Annotated in this window: 23 protein-coding genes; 11 read left to right on the top strand and 12 right to left on the bottom strand. The window is 75.7% G+C overall.

Annotated features, from left to right (window positions below; translation table 11 throughout):
* Window positions 1-49: 49 nt before the first annotated feature.
* The 4 genes from ACZ6S5_RS07790 to ACZ6S5_RS07775 form a co-directional block, all read right to left on the bottom strand.
* Window positions 50-1,693 (bottom strand): lipase family protein, encoded by a 1,644-nt coding sequence (locus tag ACZ6S5_RS07790; RefSeq protein ID WP_465998866.1) that lies wholly within the window; start codon window positions 1,691-1,693, stop codon window positions 50-52.
* 126 nt (window positions 1,694-1,819) lie between these two features.
* Window positions 1,820-2,560 (bottom strand): phosphotransferase enzyme family protein, encoded by a 741-nt coding sequence (locus ACZ6S5_RS07785; RefSeq protein ID WP_465998864.1) that lies wholly within the window; start codon window positions 2,558-2,560, stop codon window positions 1,820-1,822.
* Between the two features lie 79 nt (window positions 2,561-2,639).
* Window positions 2,640-3,410 carry a DUF5995 family protein gene (locus ACZ6S5_RS07780; protein ID WP_465998862.1) on the bottom strand — a complete coding sequence of 257 codons (771 nt, stop codon included), beginning with the start codon at window positions 3,408-3,410 and terminating at the stop codon, window positions 2,640-2,642.
* A 113-nt stretch (window positions 3,411-3,523) separates the two neighbouring features.
* The gene (locus tag ACZ6S5_RS07775; protein WP_465998860.1) at window positions 3,524-6,466 is read right to left on the bottom strand and encodes a helix-turn-helix transcriptional regulator; all 2,943 of its coding nucleotides are present in this window, start codon (window positions 6,464-6,466) and stop codon (window positions 3,524-3,526) included.
* Between the two features lie 241 nt (window positions 6,467-6,707).
* Between ACZ6S5_RS07775 and ACZ6S5_RS07770 the strand changes: the two genes are divergently transcribed.
* Window positions 6,708-9,038, top strand: coding sequence for an AAA family ATPase (locus tag ACZ6S5_RS07770; protein ID WP_465998858.1), 2,331 nt, complete (start codon window positions 6,708-6,710; stop codon window positions 9,036-9,038).
* Between the two features lie 62 nt (window positions 9,039-9,100).
* Here ACZ6S5_RS07770 and ACZ6S5_RS07765 read toward each other — a convergent pair whose 3' ends face one another.
* The 4 genes from ACZ6S5_RS07765 to ACZ6S5_RS07750 all read right to left on the bottom strand — a co-directional run bounded on the left by ACZ6S5_RS07765 (window position 9,101) and on the right by ACZ6S5_RS07750 (window position 11,990).
* Window positions 9,101-9,667 carry a dienelactone hydrolase family protein gene (locus ACZ6S5_RS07765; RefSeq protein ID WP_465998856.1) on the bottom strand — a complete coding sequence of 189 codons (567 nt, stop codon included), beginning with the start codon at window positions 9,665-9,667 and terminating at the stop codon, window positions 9,101-9,103.
* A gap of 51 nt (window positions 9,668-9,718) precedes the next feature.
* Window positions 9,719-10,090, bottom strand: coding sequence for a hydroxyphenylacetyl-CoA thioesterase PaaI (paaI, locus tag ACZ6S5_RS07760; protein WP_465999099.1), 372 nt, complete (start codon window positions 10,088-10,090; stop codon window positions 9,719-9,721).
* A 40-nt stretch (window positions 10,091-10,130) separates the two neighbouring features.
* Entirely contained in the window at window positions 10,131-11,438 is a 1,308-nt protein-coding gene (paaK, locus tag ACZ6S5_RS07755; protein ID WP_465998854.1) for a phenylacetate--CoA ligase PaaK, read from the bottom strand.
* Window positions 11,439-11,540: 102 nt separating this feature from the next.
* On the bottom strand, window positions 11,541-11,990 hold the full coding sequence (locus ACZ6S5_RS07750) for a MarR family winged helix-turn-helix transcriptional regulator (protein ID WP_465998853.1): 450 nt from the start codon (window positions 11,988-11,990) through the stop codon (window positions 11,541-11,543).
* Between the two features lie 137 nt (window positions 11,991-12,127).
* On the opposite strand from ACZ6S5_RS07750, the gene ACZ6S5_RS07745 reads away from it, so the two are divergent.
* The 3 genes from ACZ6S5_RS07745 (at window position 12,128) to crcB (ending at window position 14,341) form a co-directional block, all read left to right on the top strand.
* Window positions 12,128-13,351, top strand: coding sequence for an MFS transporter (locus tag ACZ6S5_RS07745; RefSeq protein ID WP_465998851.1), 1,224 nt, complete (start codon window positions 12,128-12,130; stop codon window positions 13,349-13,351).
* A gap of 148 nt (window positions 13,352-13,499) precedes the next feature.
* Window positions 13,500-13,982 carry a FluC/FEX family fluoride channel gene (locus ACZ6S5_RS07740; RefSeq protein ID WP_465998849.1) on the top strand — a complete coding sequence of 161 codons (483 nt, stop codon included), beginning with the start codon at window positions 13,500-13,502 and terminating at the stop codon, window positions 13,980-13,982.
* Window positions 13,979-14,341, top strand: coding sequence for a fluoride efflux transporter CrcB (gene crcB, locus ACZ6S5_RS07735; protein ID WP_465998847.1), 363 nt, complete (start codon window positions 13,979-13,981; stop codon window positions 14,339-14,341). The genes ACZ6S5_RS07740 and crcB overlap by 4 nt, the downstream gene beginning before the upstream one ends.
* Window positions 14,342-14,402: 61 nt before the next feature.
* Here the strand turns inward: crcB and ACZ6S5_RS07730 are convergent, their stop codons facing one another.
* Window positions 14,403-17,486, bottom strand: coding sequence for an AfsR/SARP family transcriptional regulator (locus ACZ6S5_RS07730; RefSeq protein ID WP_465998845.1), 3,084 nt, complete (start codon window positions 17,484-17,486; stop codon window positions 14,403-14,405).
* A 189-nt stretch (window positions 17,487-17,675) separates the two neighbouring features.
* On the opposite strand from ACZ6S5_RS07730, the gene ACZ6S5_RS07725 reads away from it, so the two are divergent.
* The 4 genes from ACZ6S5_RS07725 (at window position 17,676) to ACZ6S5_RS07710 (ending at window position 20,200) form a co-directional block, all read left to right on the top strand.
* Window positions 17,676-18,377 (top strand): hypothetical protein, encoded by a 702-nt coding sequence (locus tag ACZ6S5_RS07725; RefSeq protein ID WP_465998843.1) that lies wholly within the window; start codon window positions 17,676-17,678, stop codon window positions 18,375-18,377.
* Entirely contained in the window at window positions 18,374-18,895 is a 522-nt protein-coding gene (locus ACZ6S5_RS07720) for a hypothetical protein (protein WP_465998841.1), read from the top strand. The genes ACZ6S5_RS07725 and ACZ6S5_RS07720 overlap by 4 nt, the downstream gene beginning before the upstream one ends.
* The gene (locus ACZ6S5_RS07715; protein ID WP_465998839.1) at window positions 18,888-19,316 is read left to right on the top strand and encodes a hypothetical protein; all 429 of its coding nucleotides are present in this window, start codon (window positions 18,888-18,890) and stop codon (window positions 19,314-19,316) included. Before ACZ6S5_RS07720 ends, ACZ6S5_RS07715 begins: the two co-directional genes overlap by 8 nt.
* A gap of 131 nt (window positions 19,317-19,447) precedes the next feature.
* Entirely contained in the window at window positions 19,448-20,200 is a 753-nt protein-coding gene (locus ACZ6S5_RS07710) for an MBL fold metallo-hydrolase (RefSeq protein ID WP_465998837.1), read from the top strand.
* Window positions 20,201-20,312: 112 nt separating this feature from the next.
* On the opposite strand, the gene ACZ6S5_RS07705 is transcribed toward ACZ6S5_RS07710, so the two are convergent.
* Window positions 20,313-21,245 carry a LysR family transcriptional regulator gene (locus ACZ6S5_RS07705; RefSeq protein ID WP_465998836.1) on the bottom strand — a complete coding sequence of 311 codons (933 nt, stop codon included), beginning with the start codon at window positions 21,243-21,245 and terminating at the stop codon, window positions 20,313-20,315.
* Between the two features lie 97 nt (window positions 21,246-21,342).
* Between ACZ6S5_RS07705 and ACZ6S5_RS07700 the strand changes: the two genes are divergently transcribed.
* Window positions 21,343-21,966: a LysE family translocator gene (locus ACZ6S5_RS07700; protein WP_465998834.1), complete on the top strand. Its 624-nt coding sequence runs from the start codon at window positions 21,343-21,345 to the stop codon at window positions 21,964-21,966.
* A gap of 40 nt (window positions 21,967-22,006) precedes the next feature.
* The gene (locus ACZ6S5_RS07695) at window positions 22,007-23,587 is read left to right on the top strand and encodes a glycosyltransferase 87 family protein (RefSeq protein WP_465998832.1); all 1,581 of its coding nucleotides are present in this window, start codon (window positions 22,007-22,009) and stop codon (window positions 23,585-23,587) included.
* 15 nt (window positions 23,588-23,602) lie between these two features.
* Here the strand turns inward: ACZ6S5_RS07695 and ACZ6S5_RS07690 are convergent, their stop codons facing one another.
* Window positions 23,603-23,935, bottom strand: coding sequence for a hypothetical protein (locus ACZ6S5_RS07690; protein ID WP_465998830.1), 333 nt, complete (start codon window positions 23,933-23,935; stop codon window positions 23,603-23,605).
* Between the two features lie 94 nt (window positions 23,936-24,029).
* The gene (locus tag ACZ6S5_RS07685) at window positions 24,030-25,247 is read right to left on the bottom strand and encodes an MFS transporter (RefSeq protein ID WP_465998828.1); all 1,218 of its coding nucleotides are present in this window, start codon (window positions 25,245-25,247) and stop codon (window positions 24,030-24,032) included.
* Between the two features lie 116 nt (window positions 25,248-25,363).
* On the opposite strand from ACZ6S5_RS07685, the gene ACZ6S5_RS07680 reads away from it, so the two are divergent.
* Window positions 25,364-26,353: a LacI family DNA-binding transcriptional regulator gene (locus ACZ6S5_RS07680; RefSeq protein ID WP_465998826.1), complete on the top strand. Its 990-nt coding sequence runs from the start codon at window positions 25,364-25,366 to the stop codon at window positions 26,351-26,353.
* Window positions 26,354-26,375: the final 22 nt, after the last annotated feature.

Here is a 26,375-nt window from a genome sequence, read left to right as displayed (position 1 = left end):
CGCGTCGGGGCCGGCTCCTCGGCGGCCGCCGGCACGGCGTCAGGCCAGGTCAGGCCCGTTTGATCGGTCCGCAGAATCGCGCCGGCGTGAAGGGCCGGCCGGGTGGCGCGGCGGACCGCCACACCGGGTTCACCTGGATCGCCAGGGCGGGCGCATGCCACGCCTCCCCCAGCCGCTGGAACAGGCCGTACTCGGAGCGGGTGTGCGTGATGTTCGCACCGGCAAGGAAGTTGACCAACTCGTCGTTGGCGGCCACCTGGCCGATGATGCCCCCGTGGAAGCCCGGCACCTCGACCACCGGGATCCTGATCGGCTGGCCCGGTGGCGCCTCGGCCGCGGTCACCGTGGGGAGGAAGGCGACCACTCGTACACCCGGAACAGGGCACAGAGTCTGGTAGCGGTAGAAGGGCGCCTCATCGAGCAGCGAGCGGATGAACGGCTCGTCGGGCGTGGTGGGTGCCTTACTGCCGATGGTCGTCACGTGGAACATCACCCGCAGCAGCCACCCGGCCGCCAGCCCCCAACCGGTACTGGCGTCCGGCGGCGGGTAGTAGGTCCGCCCGGCGCGGATCAGCGGACTGAACATGGCCAGCGCCCGCACCGGAGAGTCGGGCCGCTCCCGCAGATAGGTGCGGGCCACCATCACCCCCTCACTCTGCGCGACCAGCGCGATGGGCCGGCGCGTCCGCCGGTGTACCGCCTCGACCTGCGCGGCAAGCAACTGCGAGCTGGACTCCAGCGATCGATGGGTGGCGTTCGCCCGGTACGGCAGCGGACGGCCACCCGAGTCCAGGCCGAGGTATGAGAACAGCTCTACGTTCGGATCCGCCGAAGGCCGCCCGTCGTAGGCAGAGTTGTGCCCGGTCAACAAGATCACCGCGTAGGGCACCCGCTCGGACAGCGGCCGGCTGAAGATCGGCGGCGTGAAGGTGTTCGCCCGTTGACTGGGCTGCGAAAGCACTTGCGTCGCCAGCGGGACGGCCAGGGCGAGCACCACGACGACCGGCACCACCGGCACCCGCCGCCACCGTACCCGCGTCTGAAGAAGGGCCGCCTGCACCGTCTGTTTCCACAACAGCCCGTTCACGGCGCCGGCGACCGCGGCGACGAGCGGCGTCCACACCTCGGGGGCGCTCCACACCCCCGCGCCCGCCACGGTGAGCACGACAAAGTCGAGCAGCGACCAGCCGACCAACTCGGCCGAGGGCAGCCCGCGCCACAGGCCCCGGCCCACCGACATCCGCTGCAGGAAGGGGGCGAGCAACATCATCGGGACCACCGCAGCAAACAGAAACCAGGACAGCGAGACCACCGACGCCGCAATCGAGTACGCGGCGAAGGGTAGGACGATCACCGCGCCGAGCGCCGCCACACCGATGTTGCGCAGCAGAAGCGCACGGTACGGCGGCCGGGGCATCCGGGCTGGCCAGGCCAGGCTGACCAGGGCCGCGGACAACACCGCCCGCAGCGCGAGCAGGCCCAGCAGGCCGAAGCAGAACATCAGCCACGAGTTGTGGTAGACCAGCAGCCAGCGCATGTCGTGGTAGGAGTCGTACGGCCAGACCGCCGAGGCCTGCGGGGCCAGCCCCTCTGCCGTGACAAACCCGATCAGCACCAGCACGAGGACCTCAGCCGTCGGGACCGCCGCGGCGATCGCAAGGAGCGCCACCAGCCGACGGTGGGTCGGTCGCACGAGTCCTCCTTCGGCACGCGACGCTCTGCGTCGACTCTCGCGCGTCTCGACGGTCGCGTACGGCCAAACGGCCGAATCGGTCGGGTATCCGCTCACCACCGCTGAACGACCTCGCCATGCGCGCAGTCAGGCCAGCGCGGCGGCCCAGCGGTCGGCGTGAGCGTGGAGCAGGTCGGCGGTGGCCTGCCAGTAGGGGCCGTCCTCCGCGTGGATCCGCGCCCACGGCTGCACCCCGTCCCGGGCGCCCCGGCGCAGCAGGTCGGACATGGCCCGGGCGCGCGGGCCGAGCAGGGCGGCGAGGGCCGGCCGGTCCGCCACCGGCAGGCCGTAACCGTCGACGAAGGCGCGCAGCCGGGCCGCGGACTCGTCGAGCGGCCGGTCCGGGCGCAGCCCGGCCATGCTCTGCGCCGCGTACGCCAGCTCCCAGCCGCGGGTGCCCGGGCCGGCGCCGTCCCAGTCGATCAGCACCCAGCCGCGCGCCGAGCGGACCAGGTTCCACGGCGCGGCGTCGTGGTGGCAGACGAGTTCCTCGCCGTCGGGCGGGATGACCCGCTGCCACGCCGCTCCGGGCGGGGGCACGAAGCCCTCCGCCGCCCGGTGCAGGTCGGCCAGGAACGCGCCGATCGACGCCAGCTCCGCCGGCGAGTACGTGCCGGCCGGGTCGCCCAGCTCGCCCGGGACGTACTCCAGCACCTGGCGACCCTGCTCGTCACGGCCGAGCGGCCGGGGCGCGCCCGGGAAGCCGACCGCGTGCAGGTGGGCCAGCAGGGCGTCGACGGCCGCGGTCCACGGACCGGCCGGACGCCGGACGGTGTCGCCGATCCGCACAACGCCGGCGGTCACGTTGCCGGTCAGCGCCTGCTCCACCGGCCCATCCTCGCACCCGGGCGCGCGGACGGCGTCCCCGCGTTCCCCGGACGAGGGAACGCGGGGACCCCCGTCCCGGCTACTGCAGGAACGCCCCCAGCGGCGACAGCAGCAGCCGGCCGAGCAGCGCGGCGTTGTCGTCGAGCCGCGTCCGCTCACACTCGCGGGCATCCGGGTCGTGCCGGCAGCGCCAGATCTTCTGCGCGTTGCGCCAGGCCACGTTCCGGGTGTACTCCACCAGTTCGCCCTGGTACCAGTCGTCGATGTCGCCGTTGACCATGTCGATCATGAGCTGCCAGTGGTCCAGGTAGCCCCGGCGCAGCTCGGGGATCCGTTCGGCGAAGATCTTGTTGATCTCCAGGTAGTCGCGGTGCTGGTCGCCGCCGTCGACCGGCTCGGACTCCAGGCTCTCGAGCGTGGTCACCAGCGCGAACGGCAGGTCGTAGTTGATGTGGGCGTTCACGCCGGCGGCGGCCGACGGCAGCGGCCGGGCGTCCGGGCCGCGCATCCGCTGGAACAGGCAGGACCACGCCTTCGGGGTGCTCGGGCTGGAGTCGGTCCAGAAGCGCAGCGCGTCGAAGTACCGGGCGGCGAACTCCACGTCCAGCCGGGCGAGGAAGACCGGGTCGACGAACCGGTCGTCGTAGAGGCCGTCGAGGACGGTGCTGGTGATGACCAGGTAGAGCTTGTTGAAGTCCGCGAGCGGGCAGCTCGCCTCCAGCGGAGGCAGCCGGACCAGCAGATCCTGCAGCTTGGTGAGATGGTCGACGACCGCCGGCACGTCGGCGGGGTGGTCGGCGAGCAACCCGACGATGTCCTGGTGCACGGGACCCCAGACCGGTTCGGTCATCTCTCCTCCATCGCGCCCGGCGCGCTCCCCAGCGGCGCGCCGGCAACTCGGACAGCCTTCCAGCCGACGTACGTCGATCGGATCAGTAGAACGACGTATCCGCGCGCGGTCGTCTACTCGGGCCGGTTGCGCAGGAAGATCGCGCTGGCCTGGACCCGGGTGCGGACCTGGAGCTTGTCGAAGATGTGCGACACGTGCACCCCGATGGTCCGCTCGCTGATGAACAGCCGCTGGCCGATCTCCTTGTTGGTCAGCCCCTCCGCGACCGCGGCGAGCACCTCCCGCTCCCGGGCGGTCAACGCGGCCAGCTCGACCGTCGGGGCGTCGGCCGGCGCGGCCGTCCGCTGCCGGGGCACCGGCCGCGGCTCGGCCGGCGCGCGCTCCTCCAGCGTCACCCGGGCCCGCCCGGCCAGCGTGCGGATCTCCGAGCTCAACGGGACCGCGCCCAATCCCTGCGCCATCCGGTACGCCTCGCCCAGCAGCCGGGCGGCGGTGGCCGGACGGCTGCGCCGGACCAGCAGCGCCTCGGCCTGGCGCAGCCGGGAGTAGGCGGCCGGGTAGGGGTGGTTGCGACGGTCCCACTCGGCGGCCGAGCGGGCCCACAGCTCCGGGTCGCCCCGCTCGTCGAGCCGGCTCAGCTCCGCCGCGCAGAGCGCCAGGAACCCGTCCGCCACGTAGCGCACCGGCGCGCCGGCCTTCTCGCTCTTGCGGGTCACCCGGTCGACCACCTCGCGCAGCCGACGCACCGCCGTCGGGTCCACCTCGACCGTCCGGCTGGCGTGCGCCTCCGCCTCCGCGCGCAGCCCGTGCCAGGCCAGGGTGGCCAGCACGATGACGTCGTCCGAGCGGCTCTCGGTCAGTCCACGTTGGACGGCCTGTCGGGCCAGGTCGTGCCGGCCCTGCCACATCGCCAGGCCGGCCCGGAGGATGAGCATGGGCAGCACGTGCCGGGCGCCGCCGCCGGCCAGCATGGTGGCCACCGCCTCCAGGTCCCGGTCGGAGGCCTCGACGTCGCCGTAGCCGACCGAGAGCCGGCAGCGGGCGAGCAGCAGCTCGACCGCGTCGGCGCCGGACGGGCGGTGCCGCAGCGCGGCGGCGACCACCTTCTCGGCCTCGGCCCACTGCCCGACCCGGAACAGCCCGTTCGTGGCGATGGCCAGCAACCGGGTCTCCCAGGTGCGGCCCAGCCCCAGCTCGGCCACCCGCTCGGCGCCCCGGCGGGCCACCACCACCCCCTCTTCGAGGATGTTCAGCGGCCCGGTCAGCAGCTCCGCCAGGTGCAGGTACGCGCACGCCACGTCCTCCGGCCGGCCGGACCGCTCGGCGGTCTCCAGGGCCTGCCGCATCACGGCCAGCCCGGCCTCCGGGTCCTCCAGCCACGCCTCGCTGTAGCCGAGCGCGGCGCTGGCCAGCACCACCTCCGACGTGGAACCGGGCACGTCGGCGGCGAACTGGAGGGCTTCCCGGGCCTGCTCACCGGCCTCCGCGTACCGGCCCAGGTGCAGCAGCAGCTCGGCCAGGTGGGCGGCGGCGGTGGCCCGCTCCCGGGGCGTGCAGTCCGGGGACTCCAGCGCCCGCCGGTATTCCGCTTCGGCGGGCGCGGACCGGCCGGCGGCGGCCAGGTAGCGGGCCCGTCGGATGTGCAGGGCGCAGGCCGGCGGGCCGGCCGGATCCCGGGCCAGCTCCTCCAGCAGGTCCAGCGCCCGGGCGTGCTCGCCGCTGTGGTGCGCCGTCTCGGCCGCGTGTTGCAGCAGGTCGGCGCGGTCGACCTCGACCGGCGCCGGGCGCTCGACGTCGGCCGGGACCCCGGCCGGGGTGACGGCCAGCTGCAACGCCGCCGACCAGTGGCGGTGCGCCTCCGCGTACCCGTGCAGCCGCTCGGCCTCGCGGGCGGCGGCCATCGCGGCGGGCAGCGCCAGGCCCGGCTCCCCCGCCAGCCGCCAGTGGTGGGCCAGCCGGGCCTGGTGCAGCTCGGCGGTGGCCGAGGTCAGCGCCTCGGCGTAGCGCCGGTGCAGCGCGGCCCGCTCGGCCGGCAGCAGCTCGTGCGCCAGCACCTCGGCCACCAGGCGGTGGCGCAGTCGGTAACCGTCGTCGGCGCCGATCAGCAGCCGGTGCGCGACCGCGGCCCGCACCGCCTCGATCAGCTCCTCCTCCGGCAGTCGGACCACCTGGGCCAGCAGCCAGTGCTCGACCGGTTCGACGCCGGCCGCGATCGCGTGCACCACCGCGTGGGCGTGCTGCGGCAGGGCGTCGACGCGGGACAGGAAGACCTCGCGCAACGTGTCGGAGAGGTCGTCGCGGCCGTCGCGCAGGTCGCGGGCCAGTTCCTCGACCACGAACGGGTTGCCACCGCTGCGCTGCCACATCCGGTCGGCGGCCTCGGGGGCGAGTGGGGCGCCGACGACCGCGGCGGCCAGCTCGTCCGTGCCGGGCCGGTCCAGCGGCGCCAGGTCGACCACCCGGACCGAGCGCAGCCGGCGCAGCTCGGTGAGGACCCGGCGCAGCGGGTGCGCGCCCTGCAACGACTCGGCGCGCACCGCGGCGAGCACCGACAGTTGCAGGTCACCGAGACCGGCCAGCAGATAGAGCAGGAGCTGGCGGGTGCTCCGGTCGACCCACTGGAGGTCGTCCAGGACCAGGACCAGCGGGCGCCCGGCCGCGACCAGGTGCAGCCCCTGGGAGACCCGTTCCAGCAGCGCGCCGGCGCCGTCCGGCCCGGGGGTCTCCTGGTCGAACACCTGGAGCAGGCCGCGGACCGCCGAGGCGGTGCGGGCCTCGGTCAGCCCGGCGTCGAAGCGGCGCAGCGCCTGCCGCAGCGGGTGCAGCGGGGAGGCGTCGCCGATGTCCAGGCAGGAACCGGTCAGCACCAGTGCGCCCGCGTCCCGCAGCCGGTCGCTCAGCTCGGCCAGCAACCGGGTCTTGCCCACGCCGCTCTCGCCGGTGAGGAAGACCGCCGCGGTATGCCCGGGGGCCACGTCGTCGAGGAGTGCCGACCGGAGCGCCGCCATGGTGTCGGCACGGCCGACGAGCGGCGCGGTGTCCACATCGCTGGCCATGGGAGGCAGCCTAGTCACAGGTTCCCGCACCGTTCTACGGCCTCAAGGCCCTAGTGGTACTCCTCGCGTCGACATTACGACTAAAGGTTGCGGGTGGTCGACATACGTCGTCCTACCGATCCCCCGACGTACCGGTGGTGAAAGTCTCCAGAGGTCGTCAGGCACCGGACCGGGGGAAAGGGTGGGTGCGATGCCAGTGACCACGACCGTGGGGAGTCGGGATCCAGTCACGCGCTGGCCGGTGCCGGAGGAGAGACGGACGGTCAGCGTGCTCTTCGTCGACATCGTCGGCTCGACCGGCCTGGTCGAGCGGCTCGACCCGGAGGACGTCCGGGCGCTGCAACTAGCGTATTTCGGCACGGTCTCGGGGGTGCTGCGCCGGTGGAACGGCGTGGTGGAGAAGTACATCGGCGACGCGGTGATGGCCCTGTTCGGGGCGCACGGCTCGGACGGCTTCGACGCGTACCGGGCGGTGCGGGCCGGGCTGGAGATCCAGGAAGCGCTGGACCGGCGCGCGCCGGCCGGGACCCGGCTGCGGACCCGGGTCGGGGTGGCGACCGGGGAGGTCCTGGTGGACCTGGCTGCCAGTCGCGACGGCGGGCACGGCGCCGCCAGTGGCGCGGTGATCACCACCGCGGCCCGGTTGCAGGAGTACGCCCCGCCGGGCGGGGTGGTGGTCTGCGCGGCCACCCGGCAGGCCGTCGCCGGCCTGCTCGAGCTGCGCCCCCTCGCCGCGATGACTGTGGCGGGCAAGACGCAGCCGCTGGACGTCTGGCGGGTCACCGGGCTGGGCCGGCCCGCGCCGGCCGGCCACCAGGGCCCGCTCGTCGGCCGGCGGCGGGAACTGGCCACCGCCGCCGACGAGATCGCCCGCGCGGTGCGGGAGCGCCGCCCCCGGTGGGTGTCGTTGGTCGGCGAGGCGGGCAGCGGGCGCAGCCGGCTGCTGCACGAGCTCGCGCGCATAATGTCCACCGTGGATGGCGCCCCGGTCCGCTGGTGCGTGGCGCAGTGCCCGCCGTATCCCCGGGGAGAGCTGGCGCCGCTGGCGGACATGGTCCGCGCCTTCGCCGGGGTCCGCGACACGGACCCTGCCGGGACGGTACGCCGCCGCGTGGCCGCCGCGCTGGGCGGGCTGCTGCCGCCGGCCCGGCGCGGCGTGGCGGCGCACGCCCTGGCCGACTTCGTGACGGCGCCCGAGGACGCCGGGGCGGCGGCCCGCGGGGCCGAGGTGTGGCGGGAGGTCCTGCTCGACATGGCGGCCGGCCGGCCGCTGGTGGTGGCCGTGGACGACCTGGACCGGGCCGCCCCGCCGCTGAACCGGTTCCTGCACCGGCTCTTCGCCGCCGCGACCGAGCGAGGGCTGCCCCTCGCGGTGGTGGCCACCCACGGCCCGGGCTGGGCCGACCTGCTGCCCGGGGCCGCCGGCCGGCGGCGCCGGGTGCCCCTGGGGCCACTGGGCACGGTGGACACCGGGCGGCTGCTGCGGCATCTGCTCGGCCGGGTCGGCCGACCGGCCGCGCTGGCCCGGGAGCTGCTGCCACTGACCGGCGGCAACCCGGCCGCCGCCCGGGCGTACGTGCGGGCGCCGGACGTCGCCGGCGGCCCGGCGGGGCCGGTGCCCGACGCGGTACGCCGGATGGTCGACGCTCGGCTGGACCGGCTGGACGGGCCGCAGCGGGCCGTGCTCATGGCCGGCGCGGCGTACGGGACGGACTTCACGCCCGGCACGGTCGAGCGGCTGCTGGACTGGACAGCGGGCCGGGCCGAGCCGGCGCTGCGCGGCCTGGTCGAGGCCCGCGTGCTGCGCCGGACCGGCCACGGAAGGTACGCCGTCGCCGAGCCGACCGTGGCCCGGGTGGCCCGGCACCGGCTGCCGCGTACGCTGCGGGCGGAGTTCGCCCGCCGGACCCGGGCGGCAGCGACCTGCCCGGGCGCGCCGCAGCCCGCCACGCACCCGGCCGGGGCCAACGCGAACCCGACCGCCGCGGGCACGCACCCGACGGCGGCGACCACGAACGCGGCCGGCGCGGAGCCGGGCCCGGCCGCCGCCGACCGGCCTCTCCTGCTGCGCGCACCGGTCGACGGCGGTCCGACGCCGCGCCAGCCCAGCCGGGCGGCTGGCCGACGTGCTGGTCCCGATGACCACGGCGACCTGCGACCGGTGCCGCTCGCGCGCCCGGGTCGGCCGGCCCCCGCGACCGTCGACGGCCGGCCGGCGGCGGATCGGTCGGGCCGTTTCGCCGGCGGTCGACCCGGCCGGGTGCGCCTCGTCGAGCGCCCCGGCCGCCAACTGACGCCGCGCGGCCCGGACCCGGCACGGCCCCTGTCGGACCGGACGGGGTGCCGGGTCGAGGTTCCCGGTTCGCCGCAGACAAGTCCGGCGGACCGGGTCGCGACCGGGCCGGCGTTCCCCGGCACCGGATCGCCGTTCGGGCACCGGGTCGCCGGCGCACCGGCCGGCCCGTCCGCGCGCGCCGGCGGCAGACGGGCCCCCCGGCTCGCGACGGCTCCCCTCGGGAACCGATTAGACCGGGCGCCCGAGACCGGGCCGCCGGCGTTCGCCGCGGCCTGACCCGACGCCGTGGCCGGAGCGGGCACGGGGCCACTCCGGCCACGGCGTCGACCCCACGACGGTCAGCGGCCGGCGAGGAAGGCCAGCGCCCGGTCCCAGGTCAGTGCGGCCGCCGGCGCGTCGTGGTCGGGCAGGTCCGGGTCGGTGAAGAGGTGCCCGGGGCCCGGGTAGCGGTGCACGGACACCTCGGCGCCGGCGGCGGTCATCGCCTGCCGCCACTGCGCGACCTCGTCGTCCGGCTCATACTCGTCGGGGTCGGCGAGGTGCAGCTGCACCGGCAGCCCGGGCCGCACCGACTCCGGCGCGCCGCCGGTGCCGTGCAGCAGGAGCAGGGCCGCCGCCTCCGGCCGCTCGGCGAGCAGCGCCCCGGCCACCCCGGCGCCCATCGAGAAGCCGGCCAGCACGGTCTCGGCGGGCAGCTCCGCCGCGGCCACGCGGGCCCGGTCGAGGACGACGTCCCGGCCCACCTTGTCGAGCAGGGCGAAGCCCTCCTCCACCGCGTCCGTGGCGGGTACGCCGTACAGGTCGGGGGTGGTGACCCGATGGCCGGCGGCGCGGAACCGGTCGGCGGCGGTGAGTACGGCGGGCCGCAGCCCGTAGACCGAGTGCAACAGCAGGATGTGTGCCATGCCCCATCCTGGCGCACCCCCACCGTCGTCGGCGGGCGCCGGGCCGCGGCGTCAGTCGCGGGCGATGGTGCGGCTGCGGCCGCGGAACTCGGCGACCACCTCGTCACCCCGCCACACGGTGACGTCGTAGATGCCACTGCGGCCGTAGCGGACCCGCTCGGCGGCCCGGGCCTCCAGCAGGTCACCCTCGCGGACCGGGCGGAGGAAGCTGATCTCGCCGCCGGCGGCCACGGTGGCCGGGCCGTGGCTGTTGCAGGCCAGCGCGAACGCGGTGTCGGCGAGCAGGAAGACGAAGCCGCCGTGGCCGATGGCATGGCCGTTCAGCATGGCCGGGGCGACCCGCATCCGGGCCACCGCCGCGCCGTCGCCGGCCGAGACCAGCTCGATGCCGAGCCCCTTGGACGCCACGTCGGCGTCGAACATGTCGTGTGCCGCGGTACGGCGTCCGTCGCGCTCCCCCACCTCAGTGCCCCCGCCGCTGGTCCACGATCCGGCGCATCTTGCCCATCGACCGTTCCACCCCGTCCGGTTCGATGACCTGCACCGCCACGCTCACCCCGATGGTGTTCTTGACCTGCTGCACCAGGGCCGCCCCGGCGCGCTCCGCCTCGTCCTCGGCGACGCCGACCCGACGCTCCACCTTGACGGTGAGCGTGTCCATCCGGCCCTGCCGGTCCAGGACGCACTGGAAGTGCGGCGACAGCGCCGGGGTACGCAGGATCAGCTCCTCGATCTGGGTGGGGAAGACGTTCACCCCCCGCACGATCATCATGTCGTCGGTCCGGCCGGTGATCTTCTCGATCCGGCGCATGGTCCGGGCGGTGCCGGGCAGCAACCGGGTCAGGTCACGGGTGCGGTAGCGGAGCACCGGCATCGCTTCCTTGGTCAGCGAGGTGAGCACCAGTTCGCCCTGCTCGCCGTCGGGCAGTACCGCGCCGGTCACCGGGTCGATGATCTCCGGATAGAAGTGGTCCTCCCACAGGTGCAGGCCGTCCTTGGTCTCCACGCACTCGACCGCCACCCCGGGGCCCATCACCTCGGACAGCCCGTAGATGTCCACGGCGTGCATGTCCAGGCGCTGCTCCATCTCGCGGCGCATGTCCTCGGTCCACGGCTCCGCGCCGAAGATGCCCACCTGGAGCGAGGTGGCCTTTGGGTCGATGCCCTGGCGTTCCAGCTCGTCCACGATGGCCAGCATGTAGCTGGGAGTGACCATGATGACCTCGGGCGCGAAGTCGCGGATCAGCATGGCCTGCCGCTCGGTCATGCCACCGGAGACCGGGATGACGGTGCAGCCCAGCTCCTCGGCGCCGTAGTGCGCGCCGAGCCCGCCGGTGAAGAGCCCGTAGCCGTACGCCACGTGCACCCGGTCGCTGGGCCGGCCACCGGCGGCCCGGATCGAGCGGGCCATCAGCCGGGCCCAGGTGGCGAGGTCCTGCTTGGTGTAGCCGACCACGGTGGGCCGGCCGGTGGTGCCGGACGAGGCGTGCAGCCGGGCGATCCGCTCCCGGGGCACCGCGAACATCCCGAACGGGTAGTTCTCCCGCAGCTCGGCCTTGCCGGTGAACGGGAAGCGGGCCAGGTCGGCCAGCTCGCGCAGGTCGTCGGGGTGGACGTCGGCCGCCTCGAACGCGCGGCGGTAGTGCGGCACGTTGTCGTACGCGTGCCGCAGGGACCAGCGCAGCCGCTCCAGTTGCCGGGCCCGCAGCTCGTCGACGCTGATCCGCTCGACGGGCTCCAGCTCCTCGGGGCGAGGGGTGCGGTCCTGCACGGTTGCCTCCTGCGCGACGGTCCCGACGCCGCGTCGCGCCGGGCGATGCCGCACACCGTACGCCCGTACCGGTCGGTCGTGCCAGGTCAGGGGGCTGGGGCGTCAGCCGGGGGCGGGCAGCCGGTGCAGGGCGTCGACCAGCGGGGCCAGCTCGGGGGTCCGCTCGGCCTCGGCGAGCGCCTCGGCGAGCACCCGGTCGTGCGTCGGCCGGGCCCGGGCGAGCAGGTCGGAACCGGCCGGGGTCAGCTCGGTGTAGATGCCACGCCGGTCGTCCTCGCAGAGGATGCGGGTGAGCAGGCCCCGGTCCTCCAGGCGGGTGACCAGGCGGGTGGTGGCGCTGCCGGAGAGCGCCGCGGCGCGCGCCAACTGCCGCATCCGCATGTGCCAGCCGTCCTGCCGGGAGAGCGCGTCGAGCACCGTGTACTCGACCACGGAGAGGTCGTGCTCGGCCTGGAGGGCGCGTTCGAGGGCGGTCTCGATCAGGCCGTGCAGCGCGGCGAGCGTACGCCAGCCCTGCGCGCGGATCTCGACCGCGTCGTCGCCGATCCCCATGACGCCCCCTCGGTGTGACCTGGACGTCCACCAGGCTAGCACGCTTGCGCCGATAGCAGGCGCGTGCAACTATTTTGTTGTCAGCGCGGGTAGTTGCACGCGCCTCTTATTCCTCACCGTACGGAAACGGGTACCTCATGTCCCAGCGCACCTCCACCCTCCCCGGCGGCCTGGTCGCCCTCGCCATCGGTGCGTTCGGCATCGGGCTGACCGAGTTCGTGATCATGGGGTTGCTCCCCCAGGTCGCCGCGGACTTCGCGGTCACCGAGTCGGTTGCCGGCTGGCTGATCTCCGGATACGCGCTCAGCGTCGTCGTCGGCGGGGTGGCCCTCACCGCCGCCGTCACCCGGCTGCCCCGCAAGCCGGTCCTGCTCGGCCTCATGGTGCTCTTCATCGCCGGCAACCTGATCTCCGCCCTCGCCGGCGACTACGCCACCATGCTGGCCGGCCGGATCGTCGCCGCCCTGTGCCACGGCGCGTTCTTCGGCATCGGCGCGGTGGTGGCCGCCGGACTGGTCCCACCGGCCCGCCGGGCGGGCGCCATCGCGATGATGTTCGCCGGGCTGACCGTCGCCAACGTGCTCGGCGTGCCGTTCGGCACCTTCCTCGGCCAGCACCTCGGCTGGCGGGCCACCTTCTGGGCGATCACCGGCATCGGCGTGGTCGCGCTGGTCGGACTGGCCCTGCTGGTGCCCGGCCAGGGGCCGGCCACCGACACCGCGCCGGCCGGCGGACTCCGCGGCGAGCTGCGGGCGTTCACCCGGCCGCAGGTGTGGTTCTCGCTGCTGGTCACCGTCCTCGGCTTCGGCGGGATGTTCGGCGCGTTCACCTACATCGCGTACACGCTGACCGAGGTGAGCGGCTTCGCCACCGCGACCGTGCCGTGGCTGCTGGTCCTCTTCGGCGTCGGGCTCTTCGTCGGCAACCTGGCCGGCGGCCGGGCCGCCGACGTCTCCCTCCCCCGCACCCTGCTCACCGTGCTCACCGCGCTCACCGTGGTGCTCGTCGGCTTCGCCCTGACCGCCGGCAGCCCGCCGCTGACCATCGCGTCGCTGGTACTGATGGGCGCGTTCGGCTTCGCCACCGTGCCGCCGCTGCAGATGCGGATCATGAAGTACGCCCACCAGGCCCCGACGCTCGCCTCCGGCGCCAACATCGCCGCGTTCAACCTCGGCAACGCGCTTGGCGCCTGGGTGGGCGGGCTGACCATCAGCGCCGGGCTCGGCTTCACCGCCCCGATCTGGGCCGGCGCCGCGCTCACCCTGCTCGGCCTCGCCGTACTCCTGGTCGCCGAACGGCGCGCCCGCCGGGCACCGGCCGACGACGCCCCCACCCGCGAGCCCGTCGCCGCCACCGCCTGACCGGCCGGCCCGGGACGGGCCCGCCTCGCCCGGAGTTATGCTCGCGGGGACCGGCGGTGGGGCCCGCCGTCCCGGGCCGCGCCGGGAGAACCGCGTGAACGTCGCCAACGGTCCCTGCCAGTGATGCCCTGACTGGTGGGGAGGCACCGTGACCCGGCCCGATGAGTTCCGCATCGACCCTGACGTCGACCTGCACGTACCCGCCGACCGGGGGGAGCTGGCCGCCCACCCGGCGGCGGTGCTCGGCGCCATCGCCGCGGGCGGCGTGCTCGGCGCCCTGGCCCGGGCCGGCGTGCAGACCGCGTTCCCGCACCCGCCCGCCGGCTTCCCGTGGGCCACCTTCGGCGTCAACGTCGCCGGCTGCCTGCTGATCGGCGTGCTGATGGCGGTGCTCACCGCGCGGCCGGCCGGCCCGCTGGTCCGGCCCTTCCTCGGCGTCGGCGTGCTCGGCGGCTTCACCACCTTTTCCACGTACGCGGTCGACGTGCAGCGGGCGGTGACCGCCGGCGCCCCGGGGACGGCGCTGGCGTACCTGGCGGCGACCCTGGTCGGGGCGTTGCTGGCGGTCTGGACCGGGGACGCGGTGGCCGGCCGGCTGCTGGCCCGGGCCGGCGGCGGGGAGGCCCGGTGACTGTCCTGCTGATCGCGATCGGGGCCGCGCTCGGCGCCCCGCTGCGCTACCTGACCGACCGGGCGGTGCAGGCCCGGCACGACTCGCCCTTCCCCTGGGGCACGCTGACCGTCAACGTGGTCGGGTCGCTGGTGCTCGGCGCGGTCGCCGCGGTGCCCGCCTCCCCCGGGGTGACCGCGCTGGTCGGCACCGGCTTCTGCGGCGCGCTGACCACCTGGTCCACGCTCAGCTACGAAACGCTGCGGCTGAGCCGGGAGGGCGCCCGGTTCCACGCCGTGGCCAACGCGCTGGCCAGCATGGTCGCCGGGCTCGGCGCGGCCGCCCTGGGGTATGCGCTGGCCGGCGCGTTCACCGGCTGACGGCACGTTCATCGGCTGACGGTCGCCGGAGTCACCGCCGGGCCGGCGGCCGGCGCGACCGTCAGCCGTCCGGCGTCTCGGCGTACCCGGTCTCCTTGGCCAGCAGCGCGGCCCGCTCGTCGAGCCGGGCCGTCTCGGCCGCGTCCCCGGCCGCCTCGGCGACCCGGGCGAGCACCCGCGCGGCCCGCAGTTCGATCGGCCGGTAGCCGGCGCGCACGGCCAGCTCGACGGCGGCGAGGCCGTGTTCGCGGGCGGCGTCGGGCGCCCCGGCGGCCAGTTCGGCGGCGGCGAGGCCGGCCAGCGAGGTCGCCTCGCACCAGCAGAATCCGGTCTCCCGGGCCAGGTCGAGGGCACGCCGGTGCTCCGCCGCCGCCTCGGCCGGCCGCCCGGACGCCAGCAGCACCCGGCCGAGCGCGTCCCGGGCCCACGCCTCGGTGCCGGTGTCGCCGATGTCCCGGGTGAGCGCCACCGCCCGCTCGGCATCCGGCCGCGCCTGTTCCGCCCGGCCGCCGGCCGCCCAGAGCACCGCCCGGCCGGCGAGGGCGGTCGCTTCGCCGTACCGGTAGCCGAGGTCGTGGTTGGCGGCCAGGCCGCGGGCGTACAGCTCTTCGGCGGCGCGGTGGTCGCCGAGGTCCCGGCGGACGCTGGCCAGGTCGACCAGGAGAACGGCCACGTTGTACCGCGCCCCGGCCCGCTCGCCCCGGTCGTGCGCGGCCCGGAAGTGCTCCTCCGCCTCGGCCAGCGCGCCCAGCTGCCAGTACGCGAAGCCGAGGTTGGCCAGCGACATCGCCTCCCCGCCGTCGACGCCGAGCTGCCGGTTGAGCACCAGCGACCGGCCGGCGCAGGTGATCGCCGCCTGCGGGTCGCCGAGGCGCTGGTGCACCGCGCTGAGGTTGTTGAGCATCCCGGCCCGCCCCTGCGGCCAGCCGTCGCCGATGTCGATCCGCAGCCCGTCGCGCAGGTGCCGGCGGGCCTCCTCGTACCGACCGCTGGTGACGTGGACCAGGGCGATGCTCATGTGCATGGCGACCTGGGCCAGCCGGTCGTCCTCGGCCCGCGCGGCGTCCAGGGCGACCGTCGCCGCCGCCAGCCACTCGGCGCGCCGCCCCCGCTGGTGGAAGTACGCCCGCAGCGCGTCGGCGAGCTGCCAGGCGTGGTGGCGGGGCCCCTGCCGGGCGGCCTGCTCCACCGCCGCGGTGAGGTTCTGCCACTCGGCGTCAACCCAGGCCAGGGCCGCCTCCGGGGTGCCGAACGGGTCGGCCGGGACGGGCCGGGGCAGCCGGGCGAAGTGCGGGATGAGCCGGCGGCCGGCCGCGTCCGCGGTGGTCAGCCAGTGCTCGAGGAGGCGCTGCCAGGCCTGCTCCCGCTGCCCGCTGTCCTCCTCCCCGGTGAGCCGGTCCAGCGCGTACCGGCGCAGCAGGTCGTGGAAGCGGTACCGGCCGCCGGGGTGCCGCTCCACCAGGTGCGCCGCGGCGAGGGCGCGGAGCAGCCGTTCGGCGGTGGCCGGCGGCGTCCCGGTGAGCGCCGCCGCCGCGCCGGCGGCGAAGCTCGGCCCGGGCACCAGCCCGAGGCGGCGGAACATCCGTCGCTGCTCCGCCGACAGCGCCCGGTACGACAGCGCGAACGCCTTGGTCACCGCCGGCTCGTCGGACCCGTCGACGGTGAGCCCGGCCAGCGGGTCGCCGTCGGCCAGTTCCCGGGCCAGCTCGGCGATCTCCGGCTCGCCGGCGGCCTGGAGGTTGGCCGCGGCGATCCGCAGCGCCAGCGGGAGGTGCCCGCAGAGCCGGGCCAGCCGGGCCGCCGCGGCCGCCTCGGCCCGGACGGTCCCGTCGCCGAGCAGGGCGGCCAGCAGGCGGGCCGAGTCGGCCGGCGTGAGCACGTCCAGCGGCAGCGGGCGGGCGCCGGCCCGGGCGACCAGCTCGCCGAGGCGGTGCCGGCTGGTGACCAGCACGGTGCCGGCGGACGGGATCAGCGGCAGCACCTGTCCGGCGTCGCGGGCGTTGTCCAGCACCAGCAGCACGTCGCGCCCGGCCAGCCGGGAGCGGAACATCGCCACGCGGGCGTCCAGCCCGTCGGGTACGGCCCGCGGGTCGACCCCGAGCCCGCCGAGGAGCTGGGCGAGCGCGGCGTCCGGCGGGACCGGCTCCCGTTCGGCGTCGAACCCCCGCAGGTCGAGGAAGAGCTGGCCGTCGGGGAAGGCGTCCCGGACCCGGTGCGCCCAACACACCGCCAGCGCGGTCTTGCCCACCCCGGCGGTGCCGCTGACCACCCAGATCCGGATGCCGGCCGACGGTTCGTCCAGGGTGGCGTCCAGCCGGGCCAGGTCGGCGGCGCGCCCGGTGAAGCCGGGCACGTCGTGGGGCAGTTGGGCGGGCCGGACGGGGGCCCGCTGGTCGTCGTCGGGCGGGTCCAGCGCCGGGTCGGCCCGGAGGATGAGCCGCTCCAGGCGGCGCAGCTCGGGCGCGGGGTCGAGGCCCAGCTCGTCGGCGAGCCGGGCCCGGACCCGCCGGTAGGTGGTCAGCGCCTGGTCGGCGCGGCCGTCCCGGTGCAGGGCGAGCATGAGGTGCCCGGCCATCCGCTGCCGGTCCGGGTGGCGGGCGACCGGGTCGGTCAGCTCGCCGATGACCTGCCGGGCGCGGCCCAGCCGCAGCAGCGCCTCCGCCCGGTCCTCCACCGCCGCCCAGCGGGCCTCGTGCAGGCCGGCGCAGAGCCGGTGCCGGACGTCCTCCTCGGCCACGTCGGCGAGCGGCTCGCCCCGCCACAACGCGAGTGCCCGGTCGAGGAGATCGACGGCGGCCTCGTCGTCGGCGTTCCGGGCCTGCGCGGTCAGCGCGGTGAACCGGTGCGCGTCCACCGCGTCCGGGTCGACCCGGATGCGGTAGCCGATCCCCCCGCCGGTGATCTCCACTGCTGGGCCGGCCCGGCGGAAGGTGGCCCGCAGCCGCGAGACCAGCGCCTGAAGGGTGCCCCGGGCACTGGGCGGCGGGGACTGCCCCCAGACCAGGTCGACCAGCCGGTCCACGGGCACCACCCGGTCGGGCTCCAGCAGCAGCGCGGCGAGGACGAGGCGGGGTTGCCGTCCGCCCACGTCCAGTCGGGCGCCGTCGGACCACACCTCCACCGCGCCCAGGATCCGGAACTCCATCGACGCACCTCCCCGGTGGCGCAGTATGCCGGTCCGCTGTGGAGCGGCTGCAAGCCGGTTGCAAGGCGGCTGCATCGGCGGGAGTGGATCCTCGTGCCGTCCGCCGGGCGGTCGCCCCCGACCGTCCGGCGGGCACGGCGGCGGCCGATCGGTGCCGCGCCGGAAGGCCTCGGACTGGGGGTACGACGAGTGAGCAGAATCAGACGCCCGCGCCGGTGGGCCCTGGCCGTGGCGGGCGCGGTGGTGGCGGCCGGGCTGGTGGCCACGGTCAGCGTCGGGCGCGCCGACAGCGGGGTACGCCTCGACGCGCGCCCGGAGTCGCTGGCGTTCGGCAAGGAGGTCTACCACTTCGACACCGTCACGCAGATGACCGCGACGTCGCACCTGGTCGTGTACGGCACGGTCACCGCGGCGGAGCCCGGCCGGCTGACCGGCGTGGACGAGGACCCGGCGGCGGTCGGCGGCGGCGTCCGACTGCGCAACGTGACGATCGAGGTGTGGGAGGTCCTGCACAACCCGAAGAACATGCTGGTCCCGCCGACCATCACCCTCGAGGAGGAGGGCTGGGACGAGAACGGGAACGGCTACATCGCCAACAACGTGGCGTGGAGCGAGGTCGGCGACAGCGGCTACTTCTTCCTGCGCCGCAGCTACGGCACCAGCGACCCGCACACCTTCCAGCTGGCCAGTTCGGACGGCCGGGCGCTGGTGGCCGACGGTGTGCTGGAGCCGAGCAACCCGGAGAACGACCTGGCCACGTCCATCAGTGGAATGACGGCGGCCCAGTTCGATCAGTCGGTGACCTCGGCCAGCGCGGCGGTGGCCGCCGGCACGCTGACCGCGTCGGCGCCGACAGCGGACCAGCCGGTGATCGAGGAGAGTGGAGAATGAGGCGTACCGCGACGATCCTGGGCACCACGCTGGCCGCCGTGTTGGCGTTCGCGCCACCGGCCCTGGCCAGCCACGGCGGCAAGGCCAACAGCGGCAAGCCGGACAACACCAGCCAGGACGTGGAGTCGAACTACCTGACCACCAATGGCAAGGCGGCGGTCGCTCAGGGACGGGCACAGCTCGACCGCTCCGACATCACCACCTCCGTCGGCGGGTCGGACATCCACGTCTACGACAAGGCGTACGACACGTCCTGGTACGGGCAGACGTCCTGCACCGACACCAACTGGTGGAACGGCCGCTGCGACCACTACAGCGTCAAGTTCAGCACCTCGAACATGAGCGGACACAGCCTCTCGCACTGGCAGAGCCTCGGCTGCCACGAGTTCGGGCACACCGGATCGCTGGGGCACCGGTTCCACAGCACCGACGGCAACGACAACTCGTGCATGCGCGACGACATCTGGCCGAAGTACCTCGACACTCACGACATCGACGCGATCAACGACAATGTCTGACCGTCGCCTGCTCTTCGGCGGGGTCTGTGCCGGCCTGGTCGCCGTCGCCCTCGGCGGCTGGTGGCTGTCCCGGCCGGACCTGCCGTCGGACTGGTCGGGGCGGGACCGGTTCTGCGCCGAGGCGGAGACCTTCACGCTGACCAACCAGGCCCGGGTGACCGGCGACGAGCGGGTGGCGGCGCTCCAGGCCATGATCCGCTCGGCGCCGGACGACCTGGTCCCGGACCTGCGCCGGCTGGCCGGGTCGATGGGCGAGGGGCCCGACGACGCACAGGCGCACGCGCCGGGTACGGCCGCGCACACCCACGGGTCCGCGGCGGCCGGGCCGGACTCGCCCGAGGCGGTCGCGGCGAGCGGGCAGCGGGCGGGTGAGTTCATCGAGCGCACCTGCGGGGTGAACCTGCCCAACGTCCGCACCTGACCGGCGGGTGGGCGGATGTGCGGCCGCCCACCCGCTCCTTGGGTCCGGCCGGCCCGGACTACGGAAACCGGGCCGGCCGGACCCACCGGTCAGCCGGGCGGGTCGACCACGGATAGCATCGGACGTCGACAGTGAACCGCGTTCCGCCATCGGCGAAGGGAACTGCCGCCATCGACGCCGTCACGCCCGTACAGCTGGCCGGCCGGGTCTGGTTGTTCCCCGGCGATCCCGACCCGTACGCGGTCCGGCCGACCGTGGCGGTCGTCGCCGACGAGCGCGGAAGTGTGCTCGTCGACGCGGGCCAGAGCCCGGCGCACGCCCGCGAGATCCAGGCCGGGCTGCGCGCCGCCGGGCTGCCCGAGCCGCGCTGGCTGGTCTACACGCACCACCACTGGGACCACGTGTGGGGCGCCTGCGCCTGGCCGGGCGTCGAGATCGTCGGGCACGCGGCCGGGGTGGCACCGCTGCGTGCCGAGGCGGCCCGGCCGTGGAGCCACCGCCACCTGCGCGAGCAGGTCCGCGCCAACCCGCTGCTCGGGCACAGCTACCGGGCCCGGGCCCTCGCCGTGGACTCCTGGGACGGCTTCGCGGTGCTCCCACCGACGCGTACCTTCGCCGACGAGCTGACCCTGCCCACCGGGGTGGTCGTCCGGCACGTCGGCGGCCGGCACGCCCCCGACTCGTCGGTGGTCCTGGTGCCGGACTCGGGGGTGCTGCTGCTCGGCGACTGCTGGTACCCGCCGCCGGCGCACCTGCGGACCCCGGCGGACGGCCCGGACCTGGCGATGGCGCGCGGCCTGCTCACCGACGACGTCGAGTGGTACGTCTCGGCCCACGACGAGCCGGTGCGGCTGGCCGAGGCGCGCGCGGCCCTGGCCGGTTGACGGGCCCGAGCGCGGGACCGGTCAGGCGCCGACCGTCGCCGCCACGCCCGGCGTCCGGGGCCGCCCGGCCGAGGCGGAGGTTGCCGCCGGTCTGCGGGCCGGGGCACCGGCGCTACCGGCCCGCCCAGCCGGCGCGGATGTCGTCGGCGACGTCGTGCAGGAGCCGTAGGAAGGCGTCGACCAGGGGCGTGAGGCCGGGGTCGGCGAGGGTCGCCGCGTAGAGCCGGCGGTGCGGCCCGCGCGGGGCGAGTGGGCGGTGGGTGGTGCCGGGGGTGTCGGTGAGGGCGAGGCGGGAGACCAGGGCGACGCCGATGCCGGTGCCGACCAGCGCCTGGGCGACGTCGTAGGACGCGGTCTGGAAGCGCACCTTCGGGGCGAACCCGGCCTCGGCCGCGGCCCGGTCGAACTGGGCGCGGGCGGCGTGCCCGGCCAGGATGGTCACCCAGGCCTCGTCGCGGAGCTGGTCGAGGCGGAGCACTGTGTCCGGCGGGTGGATGGCGGCGAGGGGATGGTCGTCGGGCAGGACGACCACCATCGGGTCGGTCAGCAGCGGGTGGACCCGGACGTGCTCGGGCGGGGCCGGCGGCTCGTCCCAGGCGGCGATGACGGCCAGGTCGAGGTCGCCGGCGGCCACGTCGGGCATGCCGCGTTCGGAGGTGATGTCCACGACCGACAGGTCTGCGTCGGGGTGGCGGTGGCGCAGGGCGGTCAGCGCCGGCGGCAGCAGGTGCAGCGCGGCGGCCTGGAACGCGCCGATGCGCAGCCGCAGCGCCAGTTGCCCGAGCAGCGCGGCCAGCCCGTCGGCGGCCTGCCGGGTGTGCTGGTCGATGACGTGCCCGTGCCCGGCGAGGACCGCCCCGGCCGGGGTCAGGCTGGCCCCACGCGGCCCGCGCCGGACCAGCGTGGCGCCGCAGTCGCGCTCGGCCCGAGCGAGCTGCTGGGTCACCGCAGCGGGCGTCACGCGCAGCGCCGCGGCGGCCGCCGACAGCGAGCCGTACCGCTCGATCATGGCCAGCAGGCGCAGCTGCGCGGGATCCAGGGGCATTAAGCGATCTTACAACTGCGCCGTAGAAGCTTTACTTCTCTGAAGCCACCGCGAGCGGCAACCTGGGGGCAGCCGTCACCGAGGGAGGCCTCCGCACATGCCCACGAATCTGCCCGTGTTCGTCGCCGCGACGTGGCTGCTGGCCATGCTGCCCGGCGCCGGCCAGGCGCTCATGCTGCGGCAGACTCTCGGCGGCGGCCGGCGCCGCGCCTGGGCCAGCATCGCCGGCACCTGCACCGGCCTGCTGATCTGGACCACCGCGGCGGCGGCCGGGCTCTCCGCGGTGCTGCTGGCCAACCCCGACGGGTACGCGGCGGTGCGACTGGCCGGTGGCGCGCTGCTGGCCGGGCTCGGCGTGACCACCCTGCTGTCGCTGCGCCGGATTAGCCCGGCCCCTCCGGCCCGGGAGACGGCCGGCCCGGCCGGCCGCGGGCGGGCGTACGCGGCGGGTCTGGCGACCAACCTGGGCAACCCGAAGGCCGGGGTGTTCGCCGTCTCGCTGCTGCCCCAGTTCCTCACCGCCGACGGGCCGGTGTTCCTGTCCAGCGTCGCCCTCGGGGCACTGTGGGCGGTGGTCACCGGGTGCTGGTACCTGCTGTTCACCTGGGCGGTGGACCGGGGCCGGGCGCTGGTGTCCACGCCGGCCGTGCACCGGCGCCTCCAACTGGTCACCGGGTGCGTCCTGCTCTGCGTGGGCGCCGGGGTCGCGGCCGGCGCCTGACCGCCCCCCGTACCCGGGTCGGCTGGCCTATCCTCGGCCGATGCGGGACCGCCAGGTGATACTGCTGTGGGTCGCGTTCGCGCTGGCCGCCACGGTCTCCGTCGGGCTGGTGCTGCGCCGCCCGGACCACCTCTCCGACCTGCACATCTACCGGGGGGCCCTGACCGACCTGCGGGCCGGGCGCCCGCTGTACGGGTACGTCGCGGAGAACGGCGGGCCGTTCACCTACCCGCCGTTCGCGGCGCTGGTGCTCTGGCCGGTGACCACGCTGCCGGAGTCCGTGCTGGGGGTGGTCTGGCTGCTGCTGACGGTCGCGGCCGTGGTCGCCCTCGCCGTACCGGTCGGTGCGGCGCTGGCCGCCGGACGGTCGAGCCGGCCGCTGGCGGTGGCGGCGACCGCCACCGTGCTGCTGCTCTCCGCGCCCGTGCAGAGCAACCTGCGTTTCGGGCAGGTGAGCATCTTCGTCGTGCTGCTGGCCCTGCTGGACGGCATGGGCGTCGTGCCGGCCCGGTGGCGCGGGGTGCTGGTCGGGGTGGCCGCGGCGGTCAAGCTGACCCCGCTGCTGTTCGTGGCTTACTTCCTCGCCGCCCGCCGGTACCGCGACGCGGGCCGCGCGGTGGGCGCCTTCCTGGCCTGCGCGGCCCTCGCCGTGGTCGTGCTGCCGGCGGAGAGCCGGACCTACTGGACCGGCACGGTGCTGCAGACCTCCCGGATCGGCGACCTGGCCTCGCTGGGCAACCAGTCGGTGCACGGCATGCTGCTGCGGGTCGGGCTCTCCCCAGCGGCCCTGCCCGTGGTCTGGGCCGTCCTGATGGCCGGCATCTGCCTGGCCGCGCTGCTGCGGGCCCGGCAACTCACCGCAGACGGCCGCCCCGGGCACGCCGCGGTGCTGGTCGGCTGCGCCACGGTGGCGGCCTCCCCGGTCTCCTGGACCCATCACCAGGTGTGGCCGGTGCTGGCCGGGATGCTGCTGGTCGGCGCCACCGGGGTGGCCCGGAAGGTCGCCGGGGTGGCCCTGCTGGTGGCCATGGTGGTGTCGCTGGGCGCGGTGCTCGGGCCGGTGTCGACCCGCCCCGGCGTGCAATTCCTCCTGGAGAACGCCCGCACCCTCGGGGTCTGCGCGCTCTGCCTGGCCGGCTTCGGCGGCGTCGCGGTGGCGGCGTCCCGGCGCCGCGGCATCGGGCGGGCCTGGCTGCGGGTGGGCGTCGCGGCCGCGGCGACGCTGGCGTTCTTCGCCGTGCAGCCGCTGCCGGCCGGTGCCGATCCCACCTTCAAGGCCTACTCCCTGGCGGACGTGGCCAACCCCAGGTACTTCTTCGTCTGCCGTGGCCCGACCGCGTGCGCCGCGTACGGCGGGGACGGGCCGGTCACCTTCGGCACGGCCGTCGAGCCGACCAAGGTACGGGTCAACGGGGTGGTCTCCCCGCAGGTGGCCCGCCTGGAGTACTACTCCGCGCCCGGCGGGGCGCCCCGGGTCGTCCCGCTGCTCCCCGCCTACCCCGGATCCCGCACGTTCTCCTTCCGGTCGGCGACGATGACGCACGGCCGGCTGGTCGCGTACGGGGTGGACGGCCACCCGCTCGCCGTGTACGACGACGAGCTCGCCGCCGCGTTCCGCTGACCGGCCCGGCCCGGGTCAGCGGGCGCGCCGCTCCGGGTGAGCCCGGTTCCAGGCCCGCATCCGTTCCGGGTAGCCGGTGCGGGCGGCCTCGTAGAGCGGGACCGCGTGCCGCTGGGCGATCTTGGCGGCGGCCCGGGGCGAGCCGGTACGGCGGCGGATCCACTCGCCGTCGTGGGCGATGGCGACGACGGTGGTGTCGGTCGCCGTGGTCTCCGGCTCCAGGTAGAACTCGACCCCGCGGCGGCTGGCGACGAACGCCTCCAGCGCGGCCAGGTCGTCCCGGTTCGCCTCACGGTCGAGCTTGGTCGGGGTGGTCGGGTCGGTGGCCCGGCGGCTGAACCAGCCCATGGCCGCCTCCTCTCCTCGGCGTCCCACCAGTGCAGCACCCCTACCTGAGAACCGGCTGCGAGGCGGGTGCGGGTCCGCTGGACGGGCAGGCGGGTCAGCGGGCCGGCGGGCGGAGCACCGGGACCAGGGCGAGGGTGGGCAGCAGGAGCAGCGGCACCAGCCCGAGAGCGGACAGGATGCCCAGGTGGTCGCCGAGGAAGCCGAGCAGCGGCGGGCCGCCGAGGAAGGCGGTGTAGCCGATCATGGCGACCACGCTGACCCGGGCCGGCGCCCGGTCCTCGTCGTCGGCGGCGGCGCTCATCCCGACCGGGAAGCCGAGCGACGCGCCGAGCCCCCACAGCGCCACGCCCACCACGGCGAGCGGCCCGGAGCCGGCCAGCACGGCGAGGGTGGCCCCGACGGCGGCGAGCCCGATGGTGCCAGACAGCACGCGTACCCGGCCCCAGCGGTCGATCGCCACGGTGCCGGCGGTCCGGCCGAGGGTCATGCCGACCACGAAGACGCCGAAGACGGTGGCGCCGACCGCCTGGCTGACCCCGTACCCGTCGACGAACGCGACCGCCAGCCAGTCGTTGGCGCTGCCCTCGGTGAACGCCATCACCAGCACGAACAGGCCGATCAGCAGGGTCCGCGGTTCGCGCCAGGTGGCCAGCAGCGCGCGCCGCCGCGAGGCCGGATCGGCCGGACCGGTCGGCTCGGCCGGGGCGGGCAGGAAGGCGCGGGCGCCGAGCAGCGTGCCGGCCAGGACCACCAGCGCCACCGTGGACAGGTGCCACCCGACCGGTACGCCCAGCCGGGCCGCCCCGGCGCCGAGCCCGGCCCCGGCCACCGAGCCGAGGCTCCAGGCGGCGTGGAACCGGGGCATGATCGTTCGGCCGAGCCGCTTCTCCACCGCCGCGCCCTCGACGTTCATCGCCACGTCGCAGGCGCCGGAGCCGTACCCGAGGGCGAACAGGCCGACCGCGACGCCGACCAGCGAGCCGGCCAGGCCGGCGGAGAGACCGGCACCGGCCAGGCCCAGCGCGACCAGCACGGTCGACGCCGCCACGGTCCGGGCCGGACCGAGCCGCAGGGTGACCAGACCGGCGGTGGACATCGCCACCAGCGCGCCGGCCGACATGGCCAGCAGCAGCAGGCCGAGCCGCCCGGCGCTGAGCCCGAGCCCCTCGCGGACCGCGGGCACCCGGGAGAACCAGGTGGCCACCGCGAGCCCGTTGAGGGTGAAGACGACGGCCACGCCGTTGCGGGCGGCCAGGACCGGCCGGGGCACGGCCGGCCGGTCGACGGCCGGCGTGTCGATGGTGCTGCTCACCGTGGCATGGTCCTCTCCCCCGGGCTGGTGCGACGACCATCCGACACCCGAGAGCGCTCTCAGCGCAAGCGCTCCCACCCCTTACCACCATCGCCCGGACCGGGCATGATGCCGACATGGGCACGCCGACCACACGATCCGCCACCCTCGACGACGTCGCCCGGGCGGCCGGGGTCTCCCGGGCCACCGCCTCCCGGGTCCTCGGCGGCTACGGCTTCGCCTCCCCGGACGCCCGGGACCGGGTCGCCGCCGCCGCCGACCGGCTCGGCTACGTGCCGAATCCCGCCGCCCGGGCCCTGGTGCGCGGCGGTGGCGTCCGCCTCGTCGTGGCCGTCGTGGGCCGGGACGACGCCCTCTTCGACGACCCGTACGTGGACCGGGTGGTCAGCGCGGCGGCCCGGGTGTGCGCCCCGCACGGGCTCGGGGTGACCCTCGAGTGGCTGTCCCGGCGCGCCCTGTCGGAGCTGCGCCGGCTCGGGGACGACCGGAGCGTCGCCGGGATGGTGCTGGTCAACACGACGCAGGCGGCGCTCGACGCGGTGCCCGCGGGGATGCGGGGCCGGGTCGCCTCGATCGGCATCGGCTCGCCCACCGTCCCCTCCTTCGACGTGGACAACGCCGGCGGCGCCGAGGAGGTGCTGCGCCACCTGTACGCCGGGGGGCACCGGCGGATCGCCATGGTCACCGGTCCGCGCTGGCTCACCTGCGCCGAGCGCTCGGTGGCCGCGTACCGGTCGTTGATGCGGGCGACCGGGCTGCCGGAGCGCGTGGTCCGGGGTGACTTCACCGCCGCCCGGGGCGGCCGCGCCGCCCTGGAGGTCCTCGACCGGTGGCCGGACACCGACGCCATCTACGCGGCCAGCGACGCCACCGCGCTGGGCGCGATCGCCGCGCTGCGCGGGCGCGGCGTCCAGGTGCCGCACGACGTGGCGGTCGCCGGGTTCGACGACATCCCGTACGCGGCGGTGAGCAGTCCACCGCTCACCACCGCCACCCACCCGGTCGCCCGGATCGCCACCGCCGCCGCCACCGCCGTGCTGGAGGGACGCGAGGCAGCCCCCGTCACCTCCTTCCCCTCGACGCTGGTCGCCCGGGAGAGCGCCTGATCCGTGCGGTTGGACCGGCGGG

It is taken from the genome of Micromonospora sp. NPDC051924 (assembly GCF_055586005.1).
The sequence above is the reverse complement of the archived record's forward strand: the minus strand, read 5'-3'. Positions and strand labels throughout refer to the sequence as shown.